Origin of the sequence: Xanthomonas boreopolis (assembly GCF_046529185.1) — a bacterium.
Classification (GTDB): domain Bacteria; phylum Pseudomonadota; class Gammaproteobacteria; order Xanthomonadales; family Xanthomonadaceae; genus Pseudomonas_S; species Pseudomonas_S boreopolis.
This window is the reverse complement of record NZ_CP097162.1, coordinates 490364-516262: the sequence shown is the minus strand read 5'-3', so window position 1 is coordinate 516262 and position 25899 is coordinate 490364. Positions and strand designations below refer to the sequence as shown.

Below are 25899 nucleotides of genomic sequence, written 5' to 3'. Positions count from 1 at the left end.
GGGACGCGGGTCAGCGCGCCACGGCCGCCTTCTGCTGGCTGCCCGGCACCGGCACGATGCCGTTCTTGGAACGCGGGTCCACGATCATCATCGTCTCGGTGGAGCCGTCCGGCCAGACGATCTGGAAGGTCGATCCGGTCGGCAGCGACGAGAACGGCATGCCGCTCTGCGCCCGGTAGATCGCCGCCGCCTGCGCCGCGCCGCCGCGTCGCACCTGCTCGTCGCTGTCGACCTTGGTCAAGCGCACCTGGGCGAGTTCGTTATAGCGGTGCTCGGCGGTATCGATCATGACGATGCCGACCGCCGCGGCGGAATACGCCACGAACAGCGTCACCATCAGCCAGAACTTGGCACCGTACAGCCAACGTCGGTAATTCATGACCTCACTCCCTCACCCTTGACCAGCGAAGTGATCATCTCGTCCATTCTGCTCGCCCCTTGCCGTGGCACCGCTGCGTCGTAAACAAAAGATTCGAAATCCTGCCGGCTGTCCTGCGAACAGATCCCGGCGATCGCGCAATAGCTCGTCATCAACGTGCCATCCGCGCCGCATTCCAGGCCGAGCCGGCAGGCGGCGACCTGCCAGGCCAGCTCCGCGTACTGGTCGCCGGCGACGAACCCTTCGTAGGCATCGTCGCCGCTGGCGCGCGCGCCCATGGCCAGCGACAGCGCCAGGTACGCCTCCGGGTCGCGCGAGGCCAGTACGCGCTCGACCAGATTGCGTTTATAGGCAACCGAGCTGTCCAGAGGCTGACCGGCCGACAGCAGCGCGGCCTCCGCGGCCAGGCTGCCGGACCGCGCCGCCTGGACCCGCTGGGCCAGCACCTGCTGCGCCGACAGCCCGTCCTGGGGCGTGAAACCGGCGCAGCGCGCGGCCAGGCGCGCCCTGGCGCCCACCATCGCGTTCATCCCGGCCGAGCCCTGGTGGGCGATCCACTCGCTGTCCGAAAGATAACCGGCCGGATCGAGCGCGTAGCCGGCACAGTAGTCGTATACGCGGCTCAGCATCCAGCCGGCGTCGGCATCGCCATCGGCGATCCTGGCGGCGAGCTGCTGGGCATAGCCGTACAGGTCCGCGTCCTGCTCCAGGCCGGCGCGCTGGTCGAGCGGCAGGCCGGTGGGGACGGAGGTCTCCCGGCGCGGCTCGGGCCGCACCGGCTCGCGCGCAGGCGCGGGGAAGCGCGCATGGCCGCTCGTCGCCACCTCGCCGCCGACGGCGGCGGCCAGGTCGCCCGGGCGCGACGCGCCATGCTGCCACCACGCCGCCGCGAGCACGGCAGGCGCGAGCAACAGCCACAGGTTGCGGGCACGGATGATCGGCATCGGAACGGGTCGCAAGGCGCCGCGGCCTCGAATCCTCTGCCGCGGCGATGGGGCGCAGTCTAGCGCAGGTTCCCGCCGCCGGCCGTGACGGGCCATGCCCGGCCGCCGGTGCCGCGGGCCGTCCGCAGCACGCCCCGGTCGCCCGCCGCCCCGGTGCGGCGGCACCTGCTCCGCCCGGCATGGCCACGGCCGCGCGCGCATGAAAAGCCGATGACGCGCTCTAGTAGGATGTGCACCCCCTCGCTGCGCAGAACCGCCATGCCGTTCCTCGAACTGACCCTGCACTGCACGGAAGCCACCCAGCCGCGCTTCGAGAACGCGCTGGAAGACGTCGGTGCGCTGGCGGTGACCCTGCTGGATGCCGATGCCGATACCAGCAACGAGCGCGCGATCCTGGAACCGGGCGTCGGCGAGACCCCGCTGTGGCACTCGCTGGTGCTCACCGCGCTGTTTCCCGCCGATACCGACGCGCTGGTGCTGCTGGCCGCGCTGGAGGCGTTCGATCCCGGCCTGGACTGGAGCCAGGCGTCCTTCCGCCAGGTCGAGGACGAGGATTGGGAACGCGCCTGGCTGGACCAGTTCCAGCCGATGCGGTTCGGCGAGCGCACCTTCATCGTGCCGTGGAACCACGAGCTGCCCGACGAGGCGCGCACCGGCGACGCCGCGGTGGTGCGCCTGGATCCCGGCCTGGCGTTCGGCTCGGGCACCCACCCGACCACCGCGCTGTGCCTGCGCTGGCTCGACGGGCTCGCCGCCGAAGGCGCGCTGCAGGGCCACGACGTGCTCGATTTCGGCTGCGGCTCGGGCATCCTCGCGCTGGCCGCGCTGAAGCTCGGCGCCGCCCGGGCGGTCGGCATCGACAACGACCCGCAGGCGCTGCTGGCCAGTCACGACAATGCCGAACGCAATGCCGTGGCCGACCGCCTCGCGGTCCACCTGCCCGAGCAGGAGCCGGTGCGCACGTACCCGGTGGTGGTCGCCAACATCCTCGCCTCGGCGTTGGACGCCCTGGCCGAGACGCTCGCCGCGCGCGTCGCACCGGGCGGGAGAATCGCGCTCTCCGGCATCCTGCACGGCCAGGAAGGCGAATTGCTGGAACGCTACGCCGCCTGGTTCGACGACCTGCGCACGACCCAGGACGGCGACTGGATGCGCATCGACGGGCGCCGCCGCGGCTGAGGCCGGCCATACATAATTCTGCCGGGATAACGGCACGGGCCGGCGGAGCCCAGCCAGTATTGCTTTCAATTGCCACGTGGAAAGCAATACGAACCAGTCGTCACGCACGTGACGCTATATCTCGCCCCCCGATTTTTCCCTCCGGGTGGACTGTGAGCAAGCTGTACGAACGCATTCGTGAGGCACGCCGTCTTACCGAGCTGACGCAGGACGCGCTGGCCGCGGAACTCGGAGTGACGCGCAGTGCCGTGGCGCAATGGGAGATGGTCGACGGCACGGCCCCATCCGTCGAGAATCTCATCGGGTTGGCCCAACGCAGCGGGCTTTGCTTCGAATACCTGGCCACCGGACGCGGCGAACGGATCTTTGGCCCGCGGCTGCGATGGTCGCCGAACCAGCACCCAGCTACCGACCGCTGAACGACCAGCAGCGACAATTGCTGGACCTGTTCGAGACACTAACACCCCGCCAAAAGTCCGGCCTGTTCGATTTGCTGGACATTCGTGGCCGCCGCTCGCGCCGCTGAACCGTCCGCTCTCTGTCCCCAACCTCGATAACCGCCATCACAAGCGACCAGAACGTGTCGGAACTTGAAATAAGTGCGAAGCGGCCTGGGGCGCGGTCGAGACAACGCGTGCACTTTGCCGAACTGGCTTCCTGGGCAAAGCACGCAGCGCAGCATCGGCGCGCGCCGGACCGCTTCGCAAATCGGCCCGGCCGGTCGCCCGGCCAGACCAGTACGAGAGAGAGCTTCCGGGAACGTGGCCCGGCCGTTTTAACTCTCGCCGCGTCGAGGCGGCGAGAGGTATTGCCGGATCGGTCCTCCTTTCGACGGGCCGACCGCATCTGACGACCTACCCGGACCTAGAAGTCCACCGAAGCAGTGAACATCACATAGCGCGGAGTCTGGAAGGCAAGCGGCATCAGATAGGTGTTGCTCACCGTGTAGGGATCGTCCTCGGAAGTCACATCGACCTGCAGCGGCTTGCGCTCATTGAGCAGGTTCAGCACCTGCAGGCTCAAGCGGAGCTTGTGATCGAAGGCAACGGGGCTATAGGTCACGCCCAGGTCGTAGTTGTGAGTCCACGGAGTGCGCTTGCTGCCCGGCTTGGCAACCTTGCCGAAGCAGGTGTGGTAGCTGGCACCGTAGCCGACCGGATCGCCCGCCTCAGAAGCCTCATCGATGCTCCCATCCGGGTTGTAGAAGCCCAGGCAGCTGATCGGCATGCCCGACAGGATCCGCGCATTGCCACTGAGCAGCCATTCGTCGTTCAGGGCATAGCTGCCGCGGATCTTGATCTGGTGGCGGCGATCATTGGCCAGATAGCCATCCGAGAACGCCATGAGTTCGGCCACGTCCCAGTCCTGGGTCTTGGAAATGTTGGTTTGACCGAATTCGGACTTCACCTGGCCTTCGTTGTTGCCTTGCAGTTTGCTGTAGGTGTAGTCGATACGGGCTTCCCACTTGCCGTCCCACGGACGCTCCAGGAACAGGTCGATCGCCTTGTATTCGCGCTTGACGCCCTGCGTGAAACCCAGATCGGCAGAACTGATCCTCTTCGTGAGGCGGTCGCCCGTGGGAACGCCTGCGGCGTCGATCTGGGCGAAGCTGTAGGTATTGCTGCCGCCGGGATTGAACATGTAGCAGGACGAGACTTGGTACCTGTTGCCGTTGGCATCGGCGCCGATCACCTTGCCGACCTTCCAGTCGATCCCCTGGTATTCCAGGCCGGCCGCTTCCATCAGGTCGTCATAGCCGCAGAAATCGTCGATGGACGACTTCAACTCGCGGTAGGTGAGCTTGGCGCCGTACGACCACTTGCCCAGCGTCTTCTCGAACCCGAGGATGAACTCGTCCTGGTACATGTTCTTCAGGTCCGTCGGGGCGAACGAGGCCACGTCCACCGGAGCGCCGGTCTCAAGGTTCGACGACACCGCGCCCGGCGCCGCCGCACCGTTGACGCCCGGCACCGGCGTCAGCCCCGTCGGGGCCCCGTACTGGTCGATGCCGGTGTAAGTGAAGTATTCGCTGGTGTAGGTCGAGGCCGAGGCGCCGCGGATGGCCACGTTGTTCGGCATGGCCAGGTAATAGCGGCCGGCGTTACCGAACACCTTCAGGGTCGAATCCCCGAACACGTCCCAGGCCGCGCCGATGCGAGGCGCCCACTGGTCCTTGGCGTCCATGTAGGTTTCGCCCAGTTCGTTCTTGTTGGTGAACTGGTCGTTGCGCAGGCCCAGCGACAGCAGGACGTTGTCCGTCACCTGCCAGCGGTCCTCGACGTAGTAGGCGTCCTGCTTCAACTCCATGTTGGTGTTGTTGAAGTAACGCAGTTGCCGGGCATAGTAGCCCTGCGGATTGTCGGCGTTCACCGGGCTGCCAACGCCCAGACTGCTGCTGATGTTGCCGGTGGTGCGCCCGTAGGACCAGTAGTCGGCAACCTGGGAGGTGCCTTCGTTCTTGGCCTCGAATTTCATGTTGTCCACGCCGAAGGTGATCGTGTGATCGCCCACGACCCATTCCAGGTCCAGGCGCACGCCATCGGTATAGTCGGTTGCGTCCTTGGCCTGGTAACCGCCGCTGGACTGCGCAGTGGCGCTGCCGTAGGCCGGATTGCGATTGGCGGCCACTACATAAGGCACACCGGCAACGATCGACGGGTTGATCTGGCGATACGCGAAGCGTCCGTGGCCGTATTGCGCACCCAAGGTCAGGTTGTCGGTCAGGTACCCGGTGTACTTGATGATGGAAAATTCGCTGTTCCGCTCTTCCGGGGTCGGCACGACGCCCTCGAGCTTTTCGCCGATAGCCGCGTTGTCCCAGTCATAGGCGTAGTAGGAGCCTTCGGCATCGTACTTCTCCGCCATGTAGGTATATTCGAGCAGATTGTTGTCGTTGATCTGCCAATCCAACTTGGCGTAGAGCTTCGGATCGTCAACGTTGCTGCGGGTGCTGCGTTGAACCGCACCCGACTCCGGCGAATTCGGTGGATTCACGGTGTTGGACGAGTAAGCCTCGGCCGAAACGAAGGCAAAGAGCCTGTCCTTGATCAGCGGGCCGCTGACATAGGCGCTGTAGGTGTTGTTCCAGGTTTCGTACTTGTCGCCCCGACTGCGCAAGGTCCCCGGCAGGGAGTCATCGGTATATTCGTAGCCCTCCGGAAGATCGATGTTGGGGAAGTATGTATCGGCGCCACCGGCGCGCAGCTTCCTCGGGACGAAATTGACCTGCCCTCCGAAGTGGAGTTCATTGCTGCCTGACTTGCCGATCTGGTTGATCACGCCCCCCGAGGAACGACCGTACTTGGCGCTGTAACCGCCGGTATAGGTTTCCTGTTGTGCGATTGAAGCATAGGGAAGCGAGAACCCACCCAGGTTCGACAGTGGATCGGAACTGAGAAAGCCGTTTATGTAGTAGGCGTTTTCCGAAGCGCCCGCGCCACCGAAAGACACCGTATTGGCGAGAGCGGAGAAACCTGCGGCACCCGGGTTCGCACCAGGAGCCAGCAATGCTATGGCTTCGGCGCTGCGGCGCATCGGCAAGCGTTCCAATTGCTCAGCCGTGATGACCGTACGCGTATCGACCGCGGTCACATCAATCGTCGGCACAGTGGCGGCAATGACGTTCACCGTATCCAGCGTGGTCGCGCCGCCAAAGGAAACATCCGTGCCCGAACCCACGCGCAACGTGATGCCTTCGCGGGTTCCGATGATCTGATCCCCCTGCTTCACCGTGACGGTATAGGTCCCCACCGGCAGTTGGCTGATCGAGTACTTGCCAGCTGCATCCACCGGAATCGTGCGGCTCAGCCCCGTACTGCTGGTCACGACCACCACTGCCCCCTCCGGAGCGTTGCCGTAGATGCTGCCGGTGGTGCTTTGCGCCTGGGCGACGGAAGCCAGGCAGCCTGCCAACGCCATCGTGAGCGCCGTGCGGCGCCAATTTTTGCGGTTGTTCATGGAATCCCCTGGATCAAGTTGGAAGGAAGGCCGTCGAATCCCCGCCGGCCTAGTTAGATTCACTAACTGTTAACAATACTGACAACACTTGGCAAGAATTTGCAACCCCACGGCACACATCGGCAGTCGGGCGATCCCGCCTGCGTGTGGTTGAATGACCATCCCCGTTGGCTGGCCGTCCCGATGAACGATCCCACGTCTTCCCGCCGCTCCCTCGCATCCTTCTTGCGCGTCGCACCGGGCGGGAGAATCGCGCTCTCCGGCATCCTGCACGGCCAGGAAGGCGAATTGCTGGAACGCTACGCCGCCTGGTTCGACGACCTGCGCACGACCCAGGACGGCGACTGGATGCGCATCGACGGGCGCCGCCGCGGCTGAGGCCGTGCTTGAATAGCCAGCCCGGGCCCTCTTTCGCATCCCGCATGAGCGACGAGAAGAAGACTCCGCATTCGCTGGCCACGTTCCTGCGCGGCCCCGCGCCTGCGCCCGAAGCCAAGGCGCAGGCCGAAGCAGGCGATGCGGACACCCCGCCGCCGCATGCGTCCGCCGCGGCAGGCGCCCAGGTGCCCCCGTCCCCCGCGGACGCGCCGGTCCCGGCCGTCGAGCAGACCCCGCCCGCGTCGTCGCCCGCCCCATGGGAACAGGCACCGCGCTTCACGCGTGCCGCGCGCACCAACGCGGTGCAGCGGCGCACGCCTCCGTGGCAGTGGGCGGTGCTGGCCGCGCTGGCCCTGGTGCTGGCGATGCAGGTGCTGCTCGCCGACCGCGCGCGCCTCGCGGCGGACGCCACCTGGCGACCCGTGCTGGCGGCGCTGTGCGCCGCATTGCGCTGCGAGCTGCCGGCCTGGCATGAACCGGCGGCCTTCACCATGCTCAACCGGGAAGTGCGCCCGGCCCCGGACCAGCGCGGCGTGCTGCAGGTCCAGGCGAGCTTCCGCAACGATGCGCGCTGGGCCCAGGCGTGGCCGTACCTGCAACTGTCGCTCTCCGATGCCGATGGCCGTGTGATCGGCAGCCGCGTGTTCTCGCCGCGGGAATACCTCGGCCACCCGGTGCCGCCGGGCGACACGCTCGCACCGGGACAGGGCACGCAGATCGCCTTCCGCGTACGGGAACCGGCCGCGAGCACGGCCGCGTTCGGCTTCGAGTTCCATTGATCGACACGGCGCGGCCGAATATGGGCGTGCACGGCCCCGCCGCTCGCGCTAGACTCGCCCCCCCTTGCTGGCGATGCCGACGCATCCCGAACCACGCTCCACGGGGAAACTCTTGAACGCTGCCACCACTCGTCCTGACATCAGCCGCGTCGCGCCGAAGTCGCCGCTGCGCGAGCACGTCGCGCAGTCCGTCCGCCGCTACCTGCGCGACCTGGACGGCAGCGAGGCCGACGATGTCTACGAGATCGTGCTGCGCGAGATGGAGATCCCGCTGTTCGTGGAAGTGCTCAACCACTGCGAAGGCAACCAGAGCCGCGCCGCGGCGATGCTGGGCATCCATCGTGCCACGCTGCGCAAGAAGCTCAAGGAATACGGGCTGATCTGAAAACCCTTTCCCGCCAGGGCGAGAAGGCGCTGCTGGCGCGCGCCGGCATGGCCGGTCGGGGGGAGGACGGGACAGGACGCCACGCATTGCCGAGCCAGTGGCCCGCCGACGGCTGGCCGTCGCTCCCGGAAAGCAGGCAAGAACGGCGCCGCGCCGAGAGGATGGAGGCAAGGCCGGTACAATACCGCCCCCGCTCCGCTTCCACCCGACCCCATGCCTGCTGATTTCCTGCCCGTCCGCCGGGCGTTGCTGTCCGTTTCCGACAAGACCGGCCTGGTCGACTTGGCCCGCGCGCTCGCCGCCCGGGGCGTCGAATTGCTCTCCACCGGCGGCACCGCCAAGGCGATCCGCGAGGCCGGCCTGCCGGTCAAGGACGTCTCCGACGTCACCGGCTTCCCGGAAATGATGGACGGGCGGGTCAAGACGCTGCACCCAGTCGTGCACGGCGGCCTGCTCGGCCGCGCCGGCACCGACGACGCGGTCATGGCCGAACACGGCATCGCGCCGATCGACCTGCTGGTGCTGAACCTGTATCCGTTCGAATCGGTCACCGCGCGCGCCGACTGCACGCTCGCCGACGCGGTGGAGAACATCGACATCGGCGGCCCGGCCATGCTGCGCTCGGCGGCCAAGAACTTCGCGCGCGTGGCGGTGGCGACCTCGCCCGACCAGTACGCCGACCTGCTTGCCGAACTGGACGCCCACGACGGCAAGCTCTCGGCCGCCAAGCGCTTCGCGCTGTCGGTGGCCGCGTTCAACCGCGTCGCGCAGTACGACGCGGCGATCAGCAACTACCTGTCGGCGATCACCGACACGTCGGGAGACGTGCCCGTGCGCAGCGCGTTTTCCGCGCAGGCCAACGGCAGCTTCGTCAAGGTCATGGACCTGCGCTACGGCGAGAACCCGCACCAGCAGGCCGCGTTCTACCGCGACCTGCATCCCGCCCCCGGCTCGCTGGCGACGTTCGAGCAGTTGCAGGGCAAGGAGCTGAGCTACAACAACATCGCCGACAGCGACGCGGCCTGGGAATGCGTGCGCCAGTTCGACGCGCCGGCCTGCGTGATCGTCAAGCACGCCAACCCGTGCGGCGTGGCGGTGGGCGTGGCCTGCGGCGATGCCTACGAACTGGCCTACGCGACCGACCCGACCAGCGCGTTCGGCGGCATCATCGCGTTCAACCGCCCGCTGGACGCGGCCACCGCGCAGGCGATCCTGGACCGCCAGTTCGTCGAGGTGCTGATCGCGCCGGACTACGAGCCCGGCGCGCTCGAGTACGCCCGGAAGAAGGCCAACGTGCGCGTGCTGCGCATCCCGCTGGCACCGGCGTCGAAGGGCTTCGTCGATACCAAGCGCGTCGGCTCCGGCCTGCTGATGCAGACCGCCGACGACCGCGTGGTCACGCGCGACGAGCTGAAGGTGGTGACCCGGCTGGCGCCGACCGAGGCCCAGTTCGCCGACCTGCTGTTCGCCTGGAAGGTGGCCAAGTTCGTCAAGTCCAACGCGATCGTCTACGCCAAGGACCACCGCACGATCGGCGTGGGCGCCGGCCAGATGAGCCGCGTCTACTCCGCGCGCATCGCCGGCATCAAGGCCGCCGACGCCGGCCTGGTGGTGGAAGGCTCGGTGATGGCGTCCGATGCGTTCTTCCCGTTCCGCGACGGCATCGACGCGGCGGCCGAGGCCGGCATCAAGGCGGTGGTCCAGCCCGGCGGCTCGATGCGCGATGGCGAAGTGATCGCCGCGGCCGACGAACACGGCATCGCGATGGTGTTCACCGGCGTACGACATTTCAGGCATTGATACCGGCTGCGCCGGCATCAATCCCAAAGTTTGCTGCGCAAACTTCGGGCCCCAGCCCTGCGCTCCCACACCCCCATTCGCGCCTCCGGCGCGAATCGCCCCCTGACTCAGGGAGCTTTCCTTCGGAGAGATTGCTATGAAAGTGTTGGTCATCGGCTCCGGCGGCCGCGAACATGCGCTGGCCTGGAAGCTCGCCCAATCCCCGCGTGTCGATGAAGTCATCGTCGCGCCCGGCAATGCCGGCACCGCCACCGAGGCCAAGTGCCGCAACGTGCCGGTCAAGGTCACCGATCTCGACGGCCTGCTGAAGCTGGCGCAGGACGAAGGCGTGGCGCTGACCGTGGTCGGCCCCGAGGTGCCGCTGGTGCTGGGCGTGGTCGATCGCTTCCGCGCCGCCGGCCTGCGCATCTTCGGGCCGACCGCCGCCGCCGCGCAGCTGGAAGGCAGCAAGGCGTTCGCCAAGGACTTCCTCAAGCGCCACGGCATCCCGACCGCGTTCTACGAAGTGCACACCGACGTGGACGCCGCGCTGGCCTATGTCCGCGAGAAGGGCGCGCCGATCGTGGTCAAGGCCGATGGCCTGGCCGCCGGCAAGGGCGTGATCGTGGCGATGACACTGGCCGAGGCCGAGGCCGCGGTGCGCGACATGCTCTCGGGCAACGCCTTCGGCGATGCCGGCGCGCGCGTGGTGATCGAGGAGTTCCTCGACGGCGAGGAAGCCAGCTTCATCTCGATGGTCGACGGCACGCACGCGCTGCCGATGGCGACCTCGCAGGACCACAAGCGCGTCGGCGACGGCGACACCGGCCCCAACACCGGCGGCATGGGCGCCTATTCGCCGGCCCCGGTGGTCACGCCCGAGGTGCACGCCAGGGTGATGCGCGAGGTGGTCGAGCCGACCGTGCAGGGCATGATCGCCGACGGCGTGCCGTTCACCGGCTTCCTCTACGCGGGCCTGATGATCGACCGCCACGGCGCGCCCAAGGTGATCGAATTCAACGTGCGCTTCGGCGACCCGGAGACGCAGCCGGTGATGCTGCGCCTGCAGTCCGACCTGGTCGACCTGGTCGAGGCGGCGATCGACGGCAAGCTGCACGAGGCCGAGGCGCGCTGGACGCCGCAGCCGTCGCTGGGCGTGGTGATGGCGGCGCGGCCGTACCCGGAATCGCCGGCCACCGGCGACGTGATCGCCGGGCTGGACGCGGTCCCGGCCGGCGCCAAGGTCTTCCATGCCGGCACCGCGCTGGACGCGGCCGGCAACGTGGTCAGCGCCGGCGGCCGCGTGCTGTGCGTGGCGGCGCTGGGCGAGAGCGTGTCGGACGCGCAGCGCAACGCCTATGCGGGCGTCGCCCGGATCCACTGGGCCAACGAGTTCCACCGCACCGACATCGGCTGGCGCGCGATCGAGCGGGAACGCGGCTGAGCGCGTTCCCGCACGCGCCGCCATGCCCAGGCCGGGCGGCGCTTCCCGCCCGCGGATCCGGCCGGGATAATGCCGGCCGGTCCCCTGCGCAGCGTGCATGAACCGCCTCGACTCCCGCCTCGGCCAGTTGTGGGCCCACGAGAAGGCCAGCTACGGGCTGCGCGTGTTCATCGCGCTGGCTACCGTGATGGGCGCGTGCTGGCAGCACCAGCAGCTGCAGGCGGTACCGGCGCTCTTCCTCGGCATCATCGCCAGCGCGATCGCCGAGACCGACGACAACTGGCTGGGCCGCGGCAAGGCGGTGCTGCTGTCGCTGCTGTGCTTCGCCGCGGCCGCGGCCGCGGTCGTGCTGCTGTTCCCCTATCCGCTGCCGTTCGTGCTGAGCCTGGCGCTGTCCACGTTCGCGCTGACCCTGCTGGGCGCGCTCGGCGAGCGTTACGCCTCGCTCGCCCAGGCCACCGTGGCGCTGTCGATCTACGCGATGCTCGGCATGGACCAGCACGGCAGCCGCAGCCCCGAGGCCGCCTGGCACGGCGTCGGGCTTCTGTTGCTCGGCGCGAGCTGGTACGGCCTGCTGTCGATCCTGTGGACGGTCCTGTTCGCCAACCGCCCGGTACGCGAGCGGCTGGCGCAGCTGTTCTTCGAACTGGGCCGCTTCATCGAGCTGAAGGCCGACCTGTTCGAACCGGTGCGGCAGAGCGACCTGCACGCGCGCCGGCTGGCGCTGGCCGAACAGAACGCCAGGGTGGTCGCCGCGCTGAACGCCGCCAAGAACGCGATCATCAGCCGCTTCGGGCGCTCGGGCCGGCCCGGCGTGCAATCCGGCGTGTACTTCCGCCTGTACTACATGGCGCAGGAGTTCCATGAGCGCGCCAGTTCCTCGCACTATCCGTACGAGGCGCTGACCGAGGCCTTCTTCCACAGCGACGTGCTGTACCGCTGCCAGCGCCTGCTCGGCCTGCAGGGCAAGGCCTGCGCCCGGCTCGGCGAGGCGATCCGGCTGCGCCGGCCGTTCGAGTACGGCGAGCGCACCGCCCAGGCCACCGCCGACCTGCGCGCCTCGCTGGACTTCCTGCATGCGCGCGGCGATGGCCGGCTCGCGCGCCTGCTCGGCTCGCTGGAACTGCTGGTGACCAACCTGCAGACCATCGAGCGCAGGCTTTCCGAAGCCACACGCACCGACACCACCGGCGAGACCGTCGACACCCGCCTGCGCGATTCCTCGCCGCACACGCTGCGCGAGATGGCCACCCGCATCGGCCGCCAGCTCACGCCCACCTCGGTGCTGTTCCGGCACGGGTTGCGCATGGCGATCGCGCTGGCGGTCAGCTACGGATTGATGAAGCTGATCCATGCCGACAACGGCTACTGGATCCTGCTCACCACCGCCTTCGTGTGCCGGCCGAACTACGGCGCCACCCGGCTGCGCCTGGTCCAGCGCATCGTCGGCACCCTGGTCGGCCTGGTCGCCACCTGGGCGGTGATGCAGTTGTTCCCGGGCACCGAACTGCAGCTGCTGCTGGCGCTGGCGGGCGCGCTGGTGTTCTTCATCGCCCGCACCGATCGCTACATGCTGGCCACGGCAGCGATCACGGTGATGGCGCTGCTGTGCTTCAACCTGATCGGCGACGGCTTCGTGCTGATCTGGCCGCGCCTGGTCGACACGCTGATCGGCTGTGCGATCGCCGCGGCCGCCTCGTTCCTGATCCTGCCGGACTGGCAGGGCCGCCGCCTCAACGTGGTGATGTCGACGGTACTGGCCGCCTGCGCGCGCTACCTGGCGCAGGTGCTGGAGCAGTACCGCAGCGGCATGCGCGACGACCTGCCCTACCGCATCGCCCGGCGCGACATGCACAACGCCGACGCCGCGCTCTCCGCGGCGCTGTCGAACATGCTGCGCGAGCCCGGCCGCTATCGCCGCAACCTCGACGCGGGCTTCCGCTTCCTGGCGCTGTCGAGCACCCTGCTCGGTTATCTCTCGGCGCTCGGCGCGCACCGCGCCGAGCTGGCCGAGGACGCCACCGGCGGCGCCGTCGCGGAAGCCGGCAGCTACCTGCAGCGCATGTTCGGGAACATCGCGCAGGCGCTGTCGCAGCGCCAGGAACTGCCGGTCGGCAACGAGCCGGCCGAGCTGGCCCTGGCGGAACGGCTCGAGGCCGCGCCCGCCGGCGAGGCCGCGTTGCCGGCCAAGCAGCAACTGGTCAACACCCAGCTGGCGCTGATGCTGCGGCTGCTGCCCAAGCTGCGTGCGGCCGCCGCCGCGGTGGTCGACGCCGGGACCTGATTCAGGGCGAGGACGCCGGCTCGGCCGCGTCGTTGAACTCGTGGCGCACGGTCAGCAGCGTCCACAGCAACGCCAGCGCCGCCAGGGCCGCGCCCGCGACCACCACGCCGTTCCACCCGGCCGCGGCGTACGCCCAGGCGCCGGCGCTGGAACCGACCGCGCCACCGATGAAATAGCAGGTGACGTAGGCCGAGGTGATGCGGTTGCGCGCGGCCGGATGCAGGCGGTAGATCACGCTCTGGTTGCCGATGTGCACGCCCTGCACCGCCACGTCGAGCAGCAGCACGCCCGCGACCAGCGCCACCAGCGAATGCGGGGCGGCCGCCAGCAATCCCCAGGACGCCAGCAGCATCAGCAACCCGCCCCAGGTGACCCAGTGCCCGGCTCCGCGGTCGGACAGCTTGCCCGACAGGTTCGCGGCCAGCGCGCCGGCGGCGCCGATCAGGCCGAACAGGCCGATCGTCGCGGTGCCGTAGCCGTAGCCGGGCCCCGAAAGCAGGAACGCCAGCGTGGTCCAGAAGATGCTGAAGCCGGCGAACAGCAGCCCGCCCAGCACCGACCGGGCGCGCAGCACCGGCTCGTCGCGGAGCAGCACCAGCACCGAGGCGACCAGCCGCGGATACGACAGCGTGGCCTGGCCCGGGTGCGGCGGCAGGCCGCGCCACAACAGGCCGGCCACCACCAGGATCAGCGCCGCGGCGACCCAGTAGATGGTCTGCCAGCCGCCCAGCCCGGCGAGCAGGCCGGACGCGGTGCGCGCCAGCAGGATGCCCAGCAGCAGCCCGCTCATCACCGTGCCCACGGCGCGGCCGCGCTCGTGCGGCGCGGCCAGCGTGGCCGCGAACGGCACCAGCACCTGCGCGCTGACCGCGCAGGCGCCGGTCAGCATCGTGCCGGCCAGCAGCCACCCGAAGCTGTGCGCGCTGGCGCTGATCAACAGCCCGGCCGCGCTCAACGCGTACAGGCCGACGATCAGGACGCGCCGGTCCAGCCGGTCGCCCAGCGGTACGACCAGCATCAGGCCGGCCGCGTAGGCCAGCTGCGCGGCGGTGACGACCAGCCCGGCATGGCCGACGCTGATGCCGAAGTCGCGCGCCAGGAGGTCCAGCAGCGGCTGGGCGTAGTAGTTGCTGGCCACCGCCAGGCCGGTGGCCATCGCCATCAGCAGCACCAGGCCACGCGAAAGCGCGTTGTGGGAGGAGGGGGAGGTGTTCACGGGAGACCGGGGAAATATCGCGGAACGCCAGTCTGGACCTGCCCTCGCCATCTTTCCAATGTATTGTTTTCACCGTATCCATCTCGTTTCGTGATTTCATGTTCAGCCTGCGCCAACTCGAGTTCGCCGTGGCGGTCGCCGAGGAAGGCAGCTTCACCGCCGCGGCCGCGCGCTGCCGCACCGTCCAGTCCGCGCTCAGCCACCAGATCGCCAAGCTCGAGGACCGCGGGGTGCGCGTCACCGCGGCCGGCGAGGTGTTCCTGCACAACGCCCGCCGGACGCTGCGCGCCGCGCAGCGCCTGCAGGACGAAATGGCGCAGGCGGTGGGCGTGGTGCGCGGGCGCATCAACATCGGCCAGATCTCGTCGCTGATGACGGTGTGGATCCCCGAACTGCTCAGCGAGTTCCGCCGCGCCCATGCCGAGGTGGACGTGCACCTGCGCACCGGCATGAGCGAAGCGCTGCTGCGCGATCTCGCCGAAGGCCAGCTGGACGTGGCCCTGGTCGGCGTCGGCACCCAGGTCGAACTGCCGGAACAACGCCTGCTGCTGCACGAAGAAGGCCTGGCGCTGATCACCGCGCCGGGCCATCGCTTCGCGCGCCGCCGCAGCGTCGCCCTGCGCGAGCTCGACGACGCCTCGATGGCCGGCCTGAGCCCGGGCGCGGGCGTGCGCGGCATCATCGACGGTGCCTTCGCCGAGGCCGGCCTGCGCCAGCGCCTGCAGTACGAAGCCACCCATGCCGAACTCATCCGCCAGCTGGTGGCCGAGGACCTGTGCATCTCGATCCTGCCGCAGACGACCGCCGAGACCATGGACGGCATCGCCATGGTCAAGCTCACCCCGTCGTTCCGCTTCCTCACCTACGCCTGCTGGCACCGCGACCCCACTCCCGCCGCCCGCGCCTTCGTGGCATTACTGCGCGAGCGGTACGAGAAGAACTAAGCGAACAAGCAACGGCGTTGCTGTTGCTGTTGCTGTTGCTCGTGATCTTGTTTTCCGTTTTTGACTTTGACCTACCGGGCCCCCTCCGTAGCGGCGGAGACGATGGGAAAAACCCGAAGGGCGGTGCACAGGGGCTCGCCGGAAAAAGGCGAAGCACCGCTTCGCCCCGGCGGGCGGGCATTCGCCGCGCGGCGAATGCCCCGGACTCGTCCGCATAGCGGACGAGTGCGCCGTTTTCGGCCGCGACAGGAGGTCGCGTCCGAAAATCCCATCGGCTCCGCGAACCCGCAGCGTAGCTGCGGGCGCGAAGGCGGGGTGTGCTTGATCAGCCGTTCGGCTGCTGTGAAGCGCTTCTTTGGGTTACCTTTCTTTACGCGGCACATCCTTGTGCCGCGCCCTTCGGGCCGGCTCCGCCGTGCGGCGCCGCTCCTGCGGCGCGCGTGCACAAGCAAAGAAAGGTAACTCGCCGCAAGGCGAAAGCTTTTAGCTTTATTGCAAAGGCCCCAAAAGCCAAAATCACGTCCCTGGATGATCAGCCGTTCGGCTGCTGAAAAGCCATTCCCGCCTTGCGGGAATGGCGGTAGTGGGATGGCGCGAGGCGGTGAGATGCCGTGGCCGTATGGATGGAGCGGAAGCAAGAATCGCCATCGTCAGCGACAGCAACCCCAACTAACCTCCCACCCCGCAATCAGAACCCCATCCGATTTGCTAGGCTGCGCGCGTCCGCAAAGGAGCCTGCATGTCCAGCCACAGCCAGTTCGCCCTCCTGAAGCAACGCCGCTTCCTGCCGTTCTTCGCCGTACAGGCCCTGGGCGCCTTCAACGACAACGTCTACCGCCAGGCCATCATCGGCCTGTTGTTCTATCTGGGCGTGGACGAAGCCCAGCGCACGCTCTACACCAACCTCGCCCCGGCGCTGTTCATCCTGCCCTACTTCCTGTTCTCCGCCATCGCCGGCCAGATCGCGGAAAGGCTGGAGAAGCAGAAGCTGATCGTGATCACCACCACCATGGAGATCGGGATCATGTCGCTGGCGGCGGTCGGCTTCCTGACCCAGAACATGCCGGTCCTGCTGGTCGCGCTGTTCTGCACCGGGCTGCAGTCCACCCTGTTCGGCCCGGTGAAGTACTCGATCCTGCCGGCCGTGCTCAAGCCGGAGGAACTCACCGGCGGCAACGGCCTGGTCGAGATGGGCACGTCGATCTCGATCCTGTGCGGCATGATCGTCGGCGGCCTGATCTTCCAGATCGCCGGCACGCACGGGCCGGAAACGGCCGCCACCGCGGTGATCGCGATCGCGGTGTGCGGCAACCTCTGCGCCCGGCTCATCCCGAAGGTCGATGCCGGCGCGCCCGGGCTGAAGGTGCGCTGGAACCCGCTGCCGGAGTCGCTGGCGATCATGCGCCTGACCCGCAGGACGCCGGCGGTGCGCAACGCCATCCTCGGCGTGTCCTGGTTCTGGTTCATCGGCACCGTGCTGACCGCGCAGCTGCCCAGCTACGCGGAGATCAACCTCGGCGGCCACCAGGAGCTGTACGTGTTCGCGCTGGCGCTGTTCTCGATCGGCACCGGCGCCGGCTCGCTGCTGTGCGAGAAGCTGTCCGGCCGCACGGTCGAGATCGGCCTGGTGCCGCTGGGTGCGTTCGGCATCAGCGCGTTCCTGCTCGACCTCTACTTCGCCCGTCCGGGGCATGCGCTGCTGGCTGGCCTGGACATCGGCCAGTTCCTGCGCCAGCCGGGCAGCGGGCGGATCGTGTTCGACCTGGTCGGCATCGGCGTGTTCACCGGTTTCTTCGTGGTGCCGCTGTTCGCGCTGATCCAGAGCCGCACGCCCAAGGCCGAGCTGTCGCGGGTGATCGCGGGCCTGAACATCCAGAACTCGCTGTTCATCGTCACCGCCGCGGTGCTCGGCATCGCGGTGCAGCGCTTCCTCGGCTGGACCATCCCGCAGGTGTTCCTGGCGCTGGCGATCGCCAACACGCTGGTGGCGATCTGGATCTTCAGCATCGTGCCCGAGTTCCTGATGCGCCTGCTGAGCTGGATGATGGTGCGCACGCTGTACCGGCTGCGCCTGCACGGCATCGAGAAACACGTGCCGGACGAAGGCGCCGCGCTGATCGTCTGCAACCACGCCAGCTACATGGACGCGCTGATCCTGTCGGCGACGATCCCGCGCCCGGTGCGCTTCGTCATGTACTACAAGATCTTCAACATCCCCGTGATGCGCTGGATCTTCCGCACCGCCAAGGCGATCCCGATCGCCGGCGCCAAGGAGGACCCGGAGCTGATGCAGCGCGCGTTCGATGCGGTCGACGCGGCGCTGGCCGAGGGCGAGCTGGTGTGCGTCTTCCCGGAGGGCGCGTTGACCAAGGACGGCGATATCGCGCCGTTCAAGTCCGGCGTGGAGAGGATCCTGGCGCGCCGGCCGGTGCCGGTCGTGCCGATGGCGCTGCGCGGGATGTGGTCGAGCATGTGGAGCCGGCGCGACTCGCGGATGCGCCGCATGCGCCTGCCGCGGCGCTTCCGCGCGCACGTCGACGTGGCCGCCGGCGAGCCGATGCCCGGCGGCAGCAGCGCCGCGGCCCTGGAAGCGCGCGTGCGCGCGCTGCGCGGCGAGCATGCCTGAGCCCGTGGCGGATCGCCTTTGCGATCCGCCGCGGCCATCGCTACGCTGTACCGGCAAGCACGCTGCAGGGGCTCCACTGCATTGCACACGGAAAGGCATCCGCCACGGGGGAGGGCCATGTCGACATCGATCAGCGTCGCCGCCGGCCGCCGCCTCCGCGGCCCCGTCACCCTGCCATGGCGCCGGCGCGACGCCCCGTCCGCCGCTCGTCCCTCTTGCCCCCGCAAGCCCTGCCCACCCTGCATCACCACCCAAGGAAACAGGAGTTCCACATGAGCGCAGTTCCTCCCGTCACCCCGCCACCGGTCGCCGCCTCCGAGCCGATCCCGAACCACCTGGCGTGGTCGATCATCTCGACCATCCTGGCCACCTGCCTGTGCTGCCCGGTCGGCCTGATCGGCATCGTCGCCATCGTGTTCTCCAGCAAGGTCACCACGCTGCTCAACCAGGGCGACATCGAGGGCGCCCGGCGCGCCTCGAACACCGCCAAGACCTGGTGCTGGGTCGCGACCGCGCTGGCGATCGTCGGCCTGGTCATCAACATCGTCTGGTTCGCCACCGGCGGCACCCAGGCCTACATGGAAATGCTGCAGCAGTACCAGCAGTAAGGGCGCGGACTTGAAGGCCCCGGCCTGGCTCAAGGTCACCGGACTGGCATCGGCCGCGCTCGCGGCCGGTGCCGGCGTCTGGGTGCTGCGCCATTACGACCCCAACGTGGCGGGCAACCCGTTCCCGCCCTGCATGTTCTATGCGTTGACCGGGCACTACTGCATCGGCTGCGGGCTGACCCGCGCCCTGCACGCGCTCGTGCACGGCGACATCGCCCGCGCCTTCCACATGAACCCGCTGGCGATGATCGCGTTGCCGCTGATGCCGCTGATGGCGGCCTGGTCGTCCGGCTGGCAGCCGCGCCCGTTGCAGCCGCTGATGCGGGTCGTGCTCGAACCCAAGCTGTGGCTGGTCCTGCTGCCCACGTACTGGGTGGCGCGCAACCTGCCGTGGCCGCCGTTCACCTGGCTCGCGCCCATCTAGCGCGCCGCCGCCCCGCGCCAGGGCACCGCGGCCCCGTCAGGCCACCCAGCCGGCGATCACCAGCAGCGCCAGCACCACCATCCACAGCAGCAGCACGCGCCAGACCAGGCTCATCGCATCGCGCAGCTCGGGCAGGCGACGCCATACCGGCACCAGGCCGGCATCGGTGTAGTCGTGCGCCTCTTCGCGCAATTCGGCGCTGACGCTGGCCCGCGCCACCGCACCGAGGAACGCCGGCTCCAGCGACCAGCGATTGCCATGGGCCTCGCGCCAGGCCCGGTAGACCGTGTCGAAATTGCCGACCAGCGCCATCGACAGCGCCATCAGCTGCGCCACCGGCCATTCCAGCACCGCCAGCAGCCGGTGCGCGCCTTCCAGGTGGCGCGCGGGCAGGCGCTCGGACAGCGCGCCCTCCACCAGTTGCGCGCTCAGCCGGTACAGCACCGCGCCCACCGGCCCGAGCAGCAGGAACCAGAACATCACCGCGAACCAGCGCCGCAATGCATTGACCACCACCGCGGCCACCAGCGACGGCGCGTCCTCGTGCAGGCTGCCGCCGGCCGATTGCAGGTGGGCGATCGCCAGGCGCCGCGAGGAAGGCTCCTCGGCGTCGATCACCGCTTCCACGTCGCGGTCGAGGTCGCGCGGCCCCCAGGTCCAGGCCAGCACGCCGATCCCGAGCGCCAGCGAAGGCAGCCCGAAACCGATGCCGGACAGTCCCCATTGCACGGCCAGCACCAGCAGCAGCGGCGGCGCCAGCACCAGCGCCACGCCATAGACGCCACGCCACGCCGCCAGCCCGCCGGCGTGCGCGTCCAGCCAGCCCACCCAGCGCTCCAGCCAGGCGAAACGGCGCAGCGATGCCGCCAGTGCCGGAGCGACATGGCCCAACGCGAGTGCGACGATCACGGCGACCAGGGTGGTGAACATGTCGGATCCTCCTGGACCGATTCTATGCGAGCGCCGGCAACGGCCGCGTTATCGCCCAGGTCAGTCCCGGGCGTGGAACCAGTGCTCGACCAGCGCCCGCGCGATCGAGATCGGCGGCGGCAGGCGGATGCCCTCGCCATCATCCTCGCGGTCGCGCGCCAATGCCGCGCCCACGTCCTCGCGGCCGAACCAGCGCGCGTCCTCCAGCTCGCCGTCCACCTGCGGCACCTGGCCGGGATCGGCGACGGCCTCGAACCCCAGCATCAGCGCGCCCGGGAATGGCCATGGCTGCGCTCCCAGGTAGCGGCAGCCGGCGACCCGGACCCGGGTCTCCTCGAATACCTCGCGCGCCACCGTCTGTTCGAGCGACTCGCCCGGCTCGACGAAGCCGGCGATCACCGAGTAGCGGCGCGGCGGCCAGTTCGGTTGCCGCCCCAGCAGCAGGCGTTCGCCGTCGGAGACCGCCACGATCACCGCGGGGTCCACGCGCGGATAGTGCTCGTTGCCGCATTGCGCGCAATGCCCGATGAACCCGGCACGCCGGAACTCGATCGCGCCGCCGCAGACGCCGCAGAAACGGGTGCGCGCCTGCCAGTAGGACATGCCGCGCGCGTAGGCGAAGGCGCTGGACGCGCGCGTGTCCCAGCTCGCCGCCGCCTGGCGCAGGTCGATCCGGCCCGGCGCCTGCGCCGCGACCGTCGCCGCGTCCACGCAGAACCAGCCGCGCCCGTCCTGCAACCCAAGGAAGATCGCCGTGCCGGGGCCGCCGCCCAGCTCGGCCCCGGTCAGCGCGAACGGCTGGCCGTCGGCGTCGGCGAAGGCATTGCCGTCGTTGTCCAGGACCAGCACGCGCGCCTCGTCCCAGAGCGCGGCCACGGCGGCGGCATCGTTGCGCAACGCATCGGCGCGATCGAGCGGCTCGCCGACGAAGGCGAAGCCCGAAAACGGAGGAGGAAGATCGTTAGGCATCCGCGGAAGCCTGCCGACATTCGCATGGCATCGCAACCGCGCCATGCGCCCAGGGACCTATCCGACCGTGCGCGGGAACGCCCGGCCGCCCGGACCGGCAGGCGCGGCGCCGGCGCGGCTCAGACGCTGAAGCTGCTGCCGCAGCCGCAGGTGCTCTTGGCGTTCGGATTGCGGATCACGAACTGCGCGCCGGTCAGGCCCTCGGTGTAGTCCACCTCGGCGCCCATCAGGTATTGCAGGCTCAGCGGATCGACCAGCAGGGTCACGCCGTCGGTATCCACCGCCAGGTCGTCCTCGGCGCGGTTCTCGTCGAACTCGAAGCCGTACTGGAAGCCCGAGCAGCCGCCGCCCTGGATGTAGACGCGCAGCGCCAGGTCGGCGTTGCCTTCCTCCTGGATCAGCTCGCGCACCTTGGCGGCGGCGGCCGGCGTGAAGTTCAGCGGCCGCTCCAGCGACTGGTAGTCGGGAGCGGGCGCGGCCGTGGGCAGGGAAACGAGCGTACTCATGCGCGCGAGATGGGGGCGTCCGCCCGGCTTATCAAGCCGGCTCCAGCGCCTCTTCGGGCACGGGCGAGGGCAGCGCCGCGATCGCGCCGGCGTGGATCAGCCGCCCGGTCAGCTGCGCACCGGCGCTCATCTCGACCACCTGGTAGTGCACGTTGCCCTGCACGCGGGCGTTGGCGGCCAGCTCGACCTTCTCGGAGGCGTGCACGTCGCCGGTCATCTTGCCGTTGATGACCACCACCGGCGCGCGGATCTCGCCCTCGACGATGCCGGTCTCGGCCAGGGTCACCGCGGCCTGGCTCCCCTCGTCGGCGATCACCTTGCCGACCACGCGGCCCTCGATGTACAGGCCGCCGCTGAAGGTCAGGTCGCCGCGGATCACCACCTGCGCGCCGATCAGCGTGTCGACCACGGTCTGGCCTCCCCGGCCGGATTTGTTCCCGAACATGTTCATTCCCCCGCGTCGCTGCCGACGCGTTTCCAATCGAAGGTCTGGTTTACCGGCGCCCCACCGCCGGACAGCGAGATTCTCACACGTTGCGGGGTGAAATCCTTGGGCAGGATCACGCTGCCCTCCAACTGCTGGAAGTAACGGAACGAATAATCCTGGCCGGGCACGTTCTGCTTCTGGTGCAGCTCGTCCCAGCTGACCGTGGTCAGCTTGCCGGCGCGCACGCCCTCCACCGAGAAGCGCAGCTGGCCCTGGCTGATCGCCCCACGGTTGAGGTTCTGGGTCAGCACCGCGGTGTAGCTCCAGCTCCCGCCGGCCTCCGGCGCGAACTCGATCGAGTGCACGTTCAGGCCCTTGCGCTGGCTGGTCGATCCGACCAGTCGCTCGTAGAAGGCCACGTCGGCCCGCAGCGCCGCGATCTGCTCGTCGCGCTCGGCCAGGGAGGCCTGGATCTCGGTATTGGCGGCGCGGCTGATCTTGTCCGACACCGCTAGGTTGACCTGGCGCTGCTTCAGCTCCTCGATCTGGCGCGCCTGCGCGGCCTCGCGCGCGCGCGACCGGCCCAGCTCGGCCTCCGCCTCGGCCAGCCGCGGCACCGCGCTGCGCCCGGCCCACCACCAGGTCAGCCCGAGCGAAGCCAGCCACAACACCGTGATGGCGGCGATCCAGCCCCGCCGCCACGACGGCGAGCCCGGCGAGGCGGTTTGCATGAAGCGGATGCGGGGCTTGGGCTGGCTCATCGTCGGAGAATGCGCGGCCGGTCGCCGGCCGGTTCCTGAAACGGGCGGCCCGGCAGTGTAAACCACCGTTCCGTCACGGCACGGGAACGCCCGGCGGGCGACTGGCGCCGTGGCCGCGCTTGGCGGATAGTTCCTCCCTCCCCGCTCCGGGCGTTGGGCATGAACGAAGCGCACCTGTTCGTCATCGGCATCCTGCTGGCCTGGCTGGCCGGCATCCGCGTCTACCTGACCGTGTTCGGCGTCGGGCTCGCCGGCCTGCTCGGCTGGGTCGACCTGCCGCCGGCATTGCAGGCCACCCAGTCCTGGTGGGTGCTGGGCACCTCCGGCGCGCTCGCGCTGGTCGAGTTCTTCGCCGACAAGATCCCGGGCGTGGACTCGGCCTGGGACCTGTTGCAGACGCTGGCGCGGGTCCCGGCCGGCGCCTTCCTGGCGGCCGCGACGCTGTCGCCCGACGGCCAGCTGGGCGCCGGCACGCTCGCCGCCGGCGCGGGCATCGCCCTGGCCAGCCATGGCCTGAAGGCCGGCACGCGCGCCCTGCTGAACACCTCGCCGGAACCCGCCAGCAACTGGGTCGCCTCGGTCGCCGAGGACACAGTGGTCACCGCCACGCTCGCCCTGGCCGTGGCCCACCCGTGGCTGGCATTGGCTTTCGTGCTCGCCGCCAGCCTGGTCGGCGCGCTGCTGGTGTGGTGGGCGTGGCGGCTGCTCTGGCGCGGCGTGCGACGGCTCACCGCGCCGTTGCGCGAGCCCCCGCCGGGGCATCCCGGTTCCCCGCTCCCGTGAAGATGACCGCATAATCGCCGGCTCTACCTGGGGGACGTGATGGCCGATCGAAATCCGGTGCCTTCTCCGGTGCGCGAGGACGCGAACGCGCGCGGGCGCAATGCCGTGCGCGCCGAGACGCCGCCGGCCGATTACTGGCGGCGCTGGGAGAACCAGGCGCCCCCCGTGGCCGCCAGCGCGCCCGCCCCCATCCCCGCTCCCGCGCCGGCCACGGCGACCCCGCCGCCGGCCACGCCCCCGTCGCCCGTTGCCGCCGCCACCGTGCTGCCGGAACTTGCGGCGGCCAACGACGCGCCGTACCGGATCCTGATCGTCGAGGACGATCGTTCGCAGGCCCTGTTCGCGCAGAGCGTGCTGCATGGCGCCGGCATGCACGCGCAGGTGGAGATGGTCGCGGCCAACGTGCAGCAGGCGATCGGGGACTACCGGCCCGACCTGATCCTGATGGACCTGCACATGCCGGACCTGGACGGCATGCGCCTGACCGCACTGATCCGCCAGCAGCCGCAGCACCAGTTGCTGCCGATCGTGTTCCTGACCGGCGACCCCGATCCGGAGCGGCAGTTCGAGGTGCTCGACAGCGGCGCCGACGACTTCCTTACCAAGCCGATCCGTCCCCGGCACTTGGTCGCGGCGGTTTCCAACCGCATCCGCCGCGCGCGCCAGCAGGCCCAGCTCCAGCAACCCGCGCCCACCCGGGCCGCCGCGGCCAGCCATCCGGAAACCGGCCTGTCCACCCGCGTCCACCTGATGCACAGGCTCGGCCAGCTGCTGGACGAGCGCATGCCCGGGGGCGCGTTCTTCATCGAGATCGCCAGCGCGCTCGGCCTGCGCGAGCGGTTCGGCTATGCCACATTCGAACGGCTGATGACCCAGGCCGGCCACCGCCTGGCCACGGCCGCGCAATCGCACGCGCTGGCGCGCCTGAGCGACAACAGCTTCCTGCTGCTGGCGCCGGGCATGCCCGATGCGGACATGGAAACCTTCGCCCGCGACTTGCGCGCGCACCTGGCGGCGCAGCCGTTCACGGTCCGCGACGACGAAGTCGTGCACCTGCGCTGCGCGATCGGTTTCGCCTCGCTCCCCGGGGCGTTCGGCGATGCCGGCACCGTCCTGGAAGCGGTCGAGCGCACCGCGCTGCAGGCGCGCCTGCACAGCAGCGGCATACAGCGCCATTCGCCCGCCGACGAGCGCGGCAACGAAGACCATCTCGAGTGGGTCGCCGGCCAGCTCGAACTGGCCTACCAGCCGATCGTCGCGGTGGCCGGCGGCGGCGGCGCGCAGTACCAGGTGCTGCTGCGCCTGCGCCAGCCCGACGGCACGCTGCTCTCGGCCGGGCAGGTGATCCCGGCCGCCGAGGCTGCCGGCCGCATCGCCGACCTCGACCAGCAAGTGCTCGAGCACGCGCTCGGCCTGCTGCACACCTACCAGCACGCCACACCGCCGTTGCGCCTGTTCGTCTCGCAATCGCCGCGCACGCTGGCCCGCGAGGCGTTCGCCGAATGGCTGCTGCAGTCGATCCAGCAGCGCGCGATCCAGGGCACCTCGCTGGTCATCGACGTGCGCCTGCAGGATGCGTTGATCCACGCGGTGACGCTGGAGCGGTTCTGCGCCCGCCTGATGCCGGCGGGCGTGCAGTTCTGCATCAGCCAGTACGAACCCGGCCCGGAAGCGAACGCGCTGCTCGGGCACCTGCCGCTCGGCTACGTCCGCCTGGCCAACCGCTTCGCCGGCAGCCATGCCGACACCCGCATGCGCGGCGAACTGCGCGAGGCGATCGACCTGGCGCACCGGCGCGGCCTGCAGATCATCGGCCAGCAGATCGAAGATGCGCAGGCCGCCGCGGCGATGTGGGTGAGCGGCGTGGACTTCATCCAGGGCAACCTGGTGCAGTCCGTCGGCCAGGGCCTGGACTTCGATTTCCAGAACGCGGTGCTCTAGGGCCTGCAACGCCATCGGGACAGGCCACGCCGTGCGGGACAAGGAAGAACGAGGGGATTCATGTCGGTAGACGATCGAGTGACGACGCCACACCGTGCACGCCCAGGCGCGGCCCTCCGGGATGCCGTGTGCGGCTCGAACGGGCGGCCGGTGCCGGGCGCATCATGGTCCGCCCACGACGCCGCGCACGACCGGCCCGCGGCCGCATACGGCAGCACGGCCCATCCCCATAGCGCTAACAGGCCCTAGCGCATGT

21 protein-coding genes and 2 pseudogenes are annotated in these 25899 nt (G+C 69.3%); 14 read left to right on the top strand and 9 right to left on the bottom strand.

Annotated elements, in window-relative coordinates:
• Positions 1-10 precede the first annotated feature (10 nt).
• Both M3M27_RS02310 and M3M27_RS02305 read right to left on the bottom strand, forming a co-directional pair.
• Positions 11-379 carry a hypothetical protein gene (locus tag M3M27_RS02310; protein WP_140725586.1) on the bottom strand — a complete coding sequence of 123 codons (369 nt, stop codon included), beginning with the start codon at positions 377-379 and terminating at the stop codon, positions 11-13.
• Positions 376-1323 (bottom strand): hypothetical protein, encoded by a 948-nt coding sequence (locus M3M27_RS02305; RefSeq protein WP_434027013.1) that lies wholly within the window; start codon positions 1321-1323, stop codon positions 376-378. Before M3M27_RS02305 ends, M3M27_RS02310 begins: the two co-directional genes overlap by 4 nt.
• 258 nt (positions 1324-1581) lie before the next feature.
• Between M3M27_RS02305 and prmA the strand changes: the two genes are divergently transcribed.
• Together prmA and M3M27_RS02295 are read left to right on the top strand one after the other, a co-directional pair.
• Entirely contained in the window at positions 1582-2502 is a 921-nt protein-coding gene (prmA, locus tag M3M27_RS02300) for a 50S ribosomal protein L11 methyltransferase (protein WP_140725580.1), read from the top strand.
• Positions 2503-2654: 152 nt separating this feature from the next.
• A pseudogene (locus M3M27_RS02295) lies at positions 2655-3028 on the top strand (helix-turn-helix transcriptional regulator).
• Positions 3029-3366: 338 nt separating this feature from the next.
• On the opposite strand, the gene M3M27_RS02290 reads toward M3M27_RS02295, so the two are convergent.
• Positions 3367-6459: a TonB-dependent receptor gene (locus tag M3M27_RS02290; RefSeq protein WP_434027012.1), complete on the bottom strand. Its 3093-nt coding sequence runs from the start codon at positions 6457-6459 to the stop codon at positions 3367-3369.
• Positions 6460-6687: 228 nt separating this feature from the next.
• On the opposite strand from M3M27_RS02290, the pseudogene M3M27_RS02285 reads away from it, so the two are divergent.
• The 6 genes and pseudogenes from M3M27_RS02285 to yccS all read left to right on the top strand — a co-directional run.
• A pseudogene (locus M3M27_RS02285) lies at positions 6688-6837 on the top strand (50S ribosomal protein L11 methyltransferase); the annotation flags it as partial.
• A 44-nt stretch (positions 6838-6881) separates the two neighbouring features.
• The gene (locus tag M3M27_RS02280; RefSeq protein WP_434027011.1) at positions 6882-7616 is read left to right on the top strand and encodes a DUF3426 domain-containing protein; all 735 of its coding nucleotides are present in this window, start codon (positions 6882-6884) and stop codon (positions 7614-7616) included.
• A gap of 112 nt (positions 7617-7728) precedes the next feature.
• Complete coding sequence (fis, locus tag M3M27_RS02275; protein WP_140725574.1) at positions 7729-8001, top strand: DNA-binding transcriptional regulator Fis; 273 nt, start codon at positions 7729-7731, stop codon at positions 7999-8001.
• 213 nt (positions 8002-8214) lie between these two features.
• Positions 8215-9801: a bifunctional phosphoribosylaminoimidazolecarboxamide formyltransferase/IMP cyclohydrolase gene (purH, locus tag M3M27_RS02270; RefSeq protein WP_434027010.1), complete on the top strand. Its 1587-nt coding sequence runs from the start codon at positions 8215-8217 to the stop codon at positions 9799-9801.
• A gap of 136 nt (positions 9802-9937) precedes the next feature.
• Positions 9938-11224, top strand: coding sequence for a phosphoribosylamine--glycine ligase (purD, locus tag M3M27_RS02265; protein ID WP_140725568.1), 1287 nt, complete (start codon positions 9938-9940; stop codon positions 11222-11224).
• 97 nt (positions 11225-11321) lie between these two features.
• Positions 11322-13508, top strand: a complete 2187-nt coding sequence (gene yccS, locus M3M27_RS02260; protein ID WP_434027009.1) for a YccS family putative transporter — start codon at positions 11322-11324, stop codon at positions 13506-13508.
• A 1-nt stretch (position 13509) separates the two neighbouring features.
• On the opposite strand, the gene M3M27_RS02255 is transcribed toward yccS, so the two are convergent.
• Positions 13510-14670, bottom strand: coding sequence for an MFS transporter (locus tag M3M27_RS02255; RefSeq protein WP_434027939.1), 1161 nt, complete (start codon positions 14668-14670; stop codon positions 13510-13512).
• Between the two features lie 152 nt (positions 14671-14822).
• On the opposite strand from M3M27_RS02255, the gene M3M27_RS02250 reads away from it, so the two are divergent.
• The 4 genes from M3M27_RS02250 (at position 14823) to M3M27_RS02235 (ending at position 19326) form a co-directional block, all read left to right on the top strand.
• A complete protein-coding gene (locus M3M27_RS02250; RefSeq protein ID WP_434027008.1) occupies positions 14823-15668 on the top strand; it encodes a LysR family transcriptional regulator in 846 nt (281 codons plus the stop codon).
• A gap of 739 nt (positions 15669-16407) precedes the next feature.
• Positions 16408-18294 (top strand): MFS transporter, encoded by a 1887-nt coding sequence (locus M3M27_RS02245; RefSeq protein ID WP_434027007.1) that lies wholly within the window; start codon positions 16408-16410, stop codon positions 18292-18294.
• 272 nt (positions 18295-18566) lie between these two features.
• Complete coding sequence (locus M3M27_RS02240; protein ID WP_140725555.1) at positions 18567-18902, top strand: CD225/dispanin family protein; 336 nt, start codon at positions 18567-18569, stop codon at positions 18900-18902.
• 10 nt (positions 18903-18912) lie between these two features.
• Complete coding sequence (locus M3M27_RS02235; RefSeq protein WP_218569761.1) at positions 18913-19326, top strand: DUF2752 domain-containing protein; 414 nt, start codon at positions 18913-18915, stop codon at positions 19324-19326.
• A 36-nt stretch (positions 19327-19362) separates the two neighbouring features.
• On the opposite strand, the gene ampE is transcribed toward M3M27_RS02235, so the two are convergent.
• The 5 genes from ampE to M3M27_RS02210 all read right to left on the bottom strand — a co-directional run bounded on the left by ampE (position 19363) and on the right by M3M27_RS02210 (position 22919).
• Positions 19363-20256 carry a regulatory signaling modulator protein AmpE gene (gene ampE, locus M3M27_RS02230; RefSeq protein WP_140725552.1) on the bottom strand — a complete coding sequence of 298 codons (894 nt, stop codon included), beginning with the start codon at positions 20254-20256 and terminating at the stop codon, positions 19363-19365.
• Between the two features lie 60 nt (positions 20257-20316).
• On the bottom strand, positions 20317-21225 hold the full coding sequence (gene nudC, locus M3M27_RS02225; protein WP_434027006.1) for an NAD(+) diphosphatase: 909 nt from the start codon (positions 21223-21225) through the stop codon (positions 20317-20319).
• A 119-nt stretch (positions 21226-21344) separates the two neighbouring features.
• Entirely contained in the window at positions 21345-21731 is a 387-nt protein-coding gene (gene erpA / locus M3M27_RS02220) for an iron-sulfur cluster insertion protein ErpA (RefSeq protein WP_140725544.1), read from the bottom strand.
• Between the two features lie 31 nt (positions 21732-21762).
• Complete coding sequence (locus tag M3M27_RS02215; protein ID WP_140725541.1) at positions 21763-22176, bottom strand: bactofilin family protein; 414 nt, start codon at positions 22174-22176, stop codon at positions 21763-21765.
• A 2-nt stretch (positions 22177-22178) separates the two neighbouring features.
• Entirely contained in the window at positions 22179-22919 is a 741-nt protein-coding gene (locus tag M3M27_RS02210; protein WP_434027005.1) for a DUF6776 family protein, read from the bottom strand.
• A gap of 159 nt (positions 22920-23078) precedes the next feature.
• Between M3M27_RS02210 and M3M27_RS02205 the strand changes: the two genes are divergently transcribed.
• Positions 23079-23702, top strand: coding sequence for a DUF4126 domain-containing protein (locus M3M27_RS02205; RefSeq protein WP_434027004.1), 624 nt, complete (start codon positions 23079-23081; stop codon positions 23700-23702).
• Between the two features lie 39 nt (positions 23703-23741).
• Positions 23742-25643 (top strand): EAL domain-containing protein, encoded by a 1902-nt coding sequence (locus tag M3M27_RS02200; RefSeq protein ID WP_434027003.1) that lies wholly within the window; start codon positions 23742-23744, stop codon positions 25641-25643.
• The last annotated feature ends 256 nt before the right edge of the window (positions 25644-25899 follow it).

Coding starts and splice junctions, on each gene's coding strand:
- yccS (WP_434027009.1), top strand. CDS start 11,322: ATGAACCGCCTCGACTCCCGCCTCGGCCAGTTGTGGGCCCACGAGAAG.
- ampE (WP_140725552.1), bottom strand. CDS start 20,256: ATGTTCACCACCCTGGTCGCCGTGATCGTCGCACTCGCGTTGGGCCAT.
- M3M27_RS02200 (WP_434027003.1), top strand. CDS start 23,742: ATGGCCGATCGAAATCCGGTGCCTTCTCCGGTGCGCGAGGACGCGAAC.
- nudC (WP_434027006.1), bottom strand. CDS start 21,225: ATGCCTAACGATCTTCCTCCTCCGTTTTCGGGCTTCGCCTTCGTCGGC.
- erpA (WP_140725544.1), bottom strand. CDS start 21,731: ATGAGTACGCTCGTTTCCCTGCCCACGGCCGCGCCCGCTCCCGACTAC.
- prmA (WP_140725580.1), top strand. CDS start 1,582: ATGCCGTTCCTCGAACTGACCCTGCACTGCACGGAAGCCACCCAGCCG.
- M3M27_RS02240 (WP_140725555.1), top strand. CDS start 18,567: ATGAGCGCAGTTCCTCCCGTCACCCCGCCACCGGTCGCCGCCTCCGAG.
- M3M27_RS02215 (WP_140725541.1), bottom strand. CDS start 22,176: ATGTTCGGGAACAAATCCGGCCGGGGAGGCCAGACCGTGGTCGACACG.
- purH (WP_434027010.1), top strand. CDS start 8,215: ATGCCTGCTGATTTCCTGCCCGTCCGCCGGGCGTTGCTGTCCGTTTCC.
- M3M27_RS02305 (WP_434027013.1), bottom strand. CDS start 1,323: ATGCCGATCATCCGTGCCCGCAACCTGTGGCTGTTGCTCGCGCCTGCC.
- M3M27_RS02310 (WP_140725586.1), bottom strand. CDS start 379: ATGAATTACCGACGTTGGCTGTACGGTGCCAAGTTCTGGCTGATGGTG.
- M3M27_RS02280 (WP_434027011.1), top strand. CDS start 6,882: ATGAGCGACGAGAAGAAGACTCCGCATTCGCTGGCCACGTTCCTGCGC.
- M3M27_RS02210 (WP_434027005.1), bottom strand. CDS start 22,919: ATGAGCCAGCCCAAGCCCCGCATCCGCTTCATGCAAACCGCCTCGCCG.
- M3M27_RS02255 (WP_434027939.1), bottom strand. CDS start 14,670: ATGGCGATGGCCACCGGCCTGGCGGTGGCCAGCAACTACTACGCCCAG.
- M3M27_RS02250 (WP_434027008.1), top strand. CDS start 14,823: ATGTTCAGCCTGCGCCAACTCGAGTTCGCCGTGGCGGTCGCCGAGGAA.
- M3M27_RS02245 (WP_434027007.1), top strand. CDS start 16,408: ATGTCCAGCCACAGCCAGTTCGCCCTCCTGAAGCAACGCCGCTTCCTG.
- M3M27_RS02290 (WP_434027012.1), bottom strand. CDS start 6,459: ATGAACAACCGCAAAAATTGGCGCCGCACGGCGCTCACGATGGCGTTG.
- purD (WP_140725568.1), top strand. CDS start 9,938: ATGAAAGTGTTGGTCATCGGCTCCGGCGGCCGCGAACATGCGCTGGCC.
- M3M27_RS02205 (WP_434027004.1), top strand. CDS start 23,079: ATGAACGAAGCGCACCTGTTCGTCATCGGCATCCTGCTGGCCTGGCTG.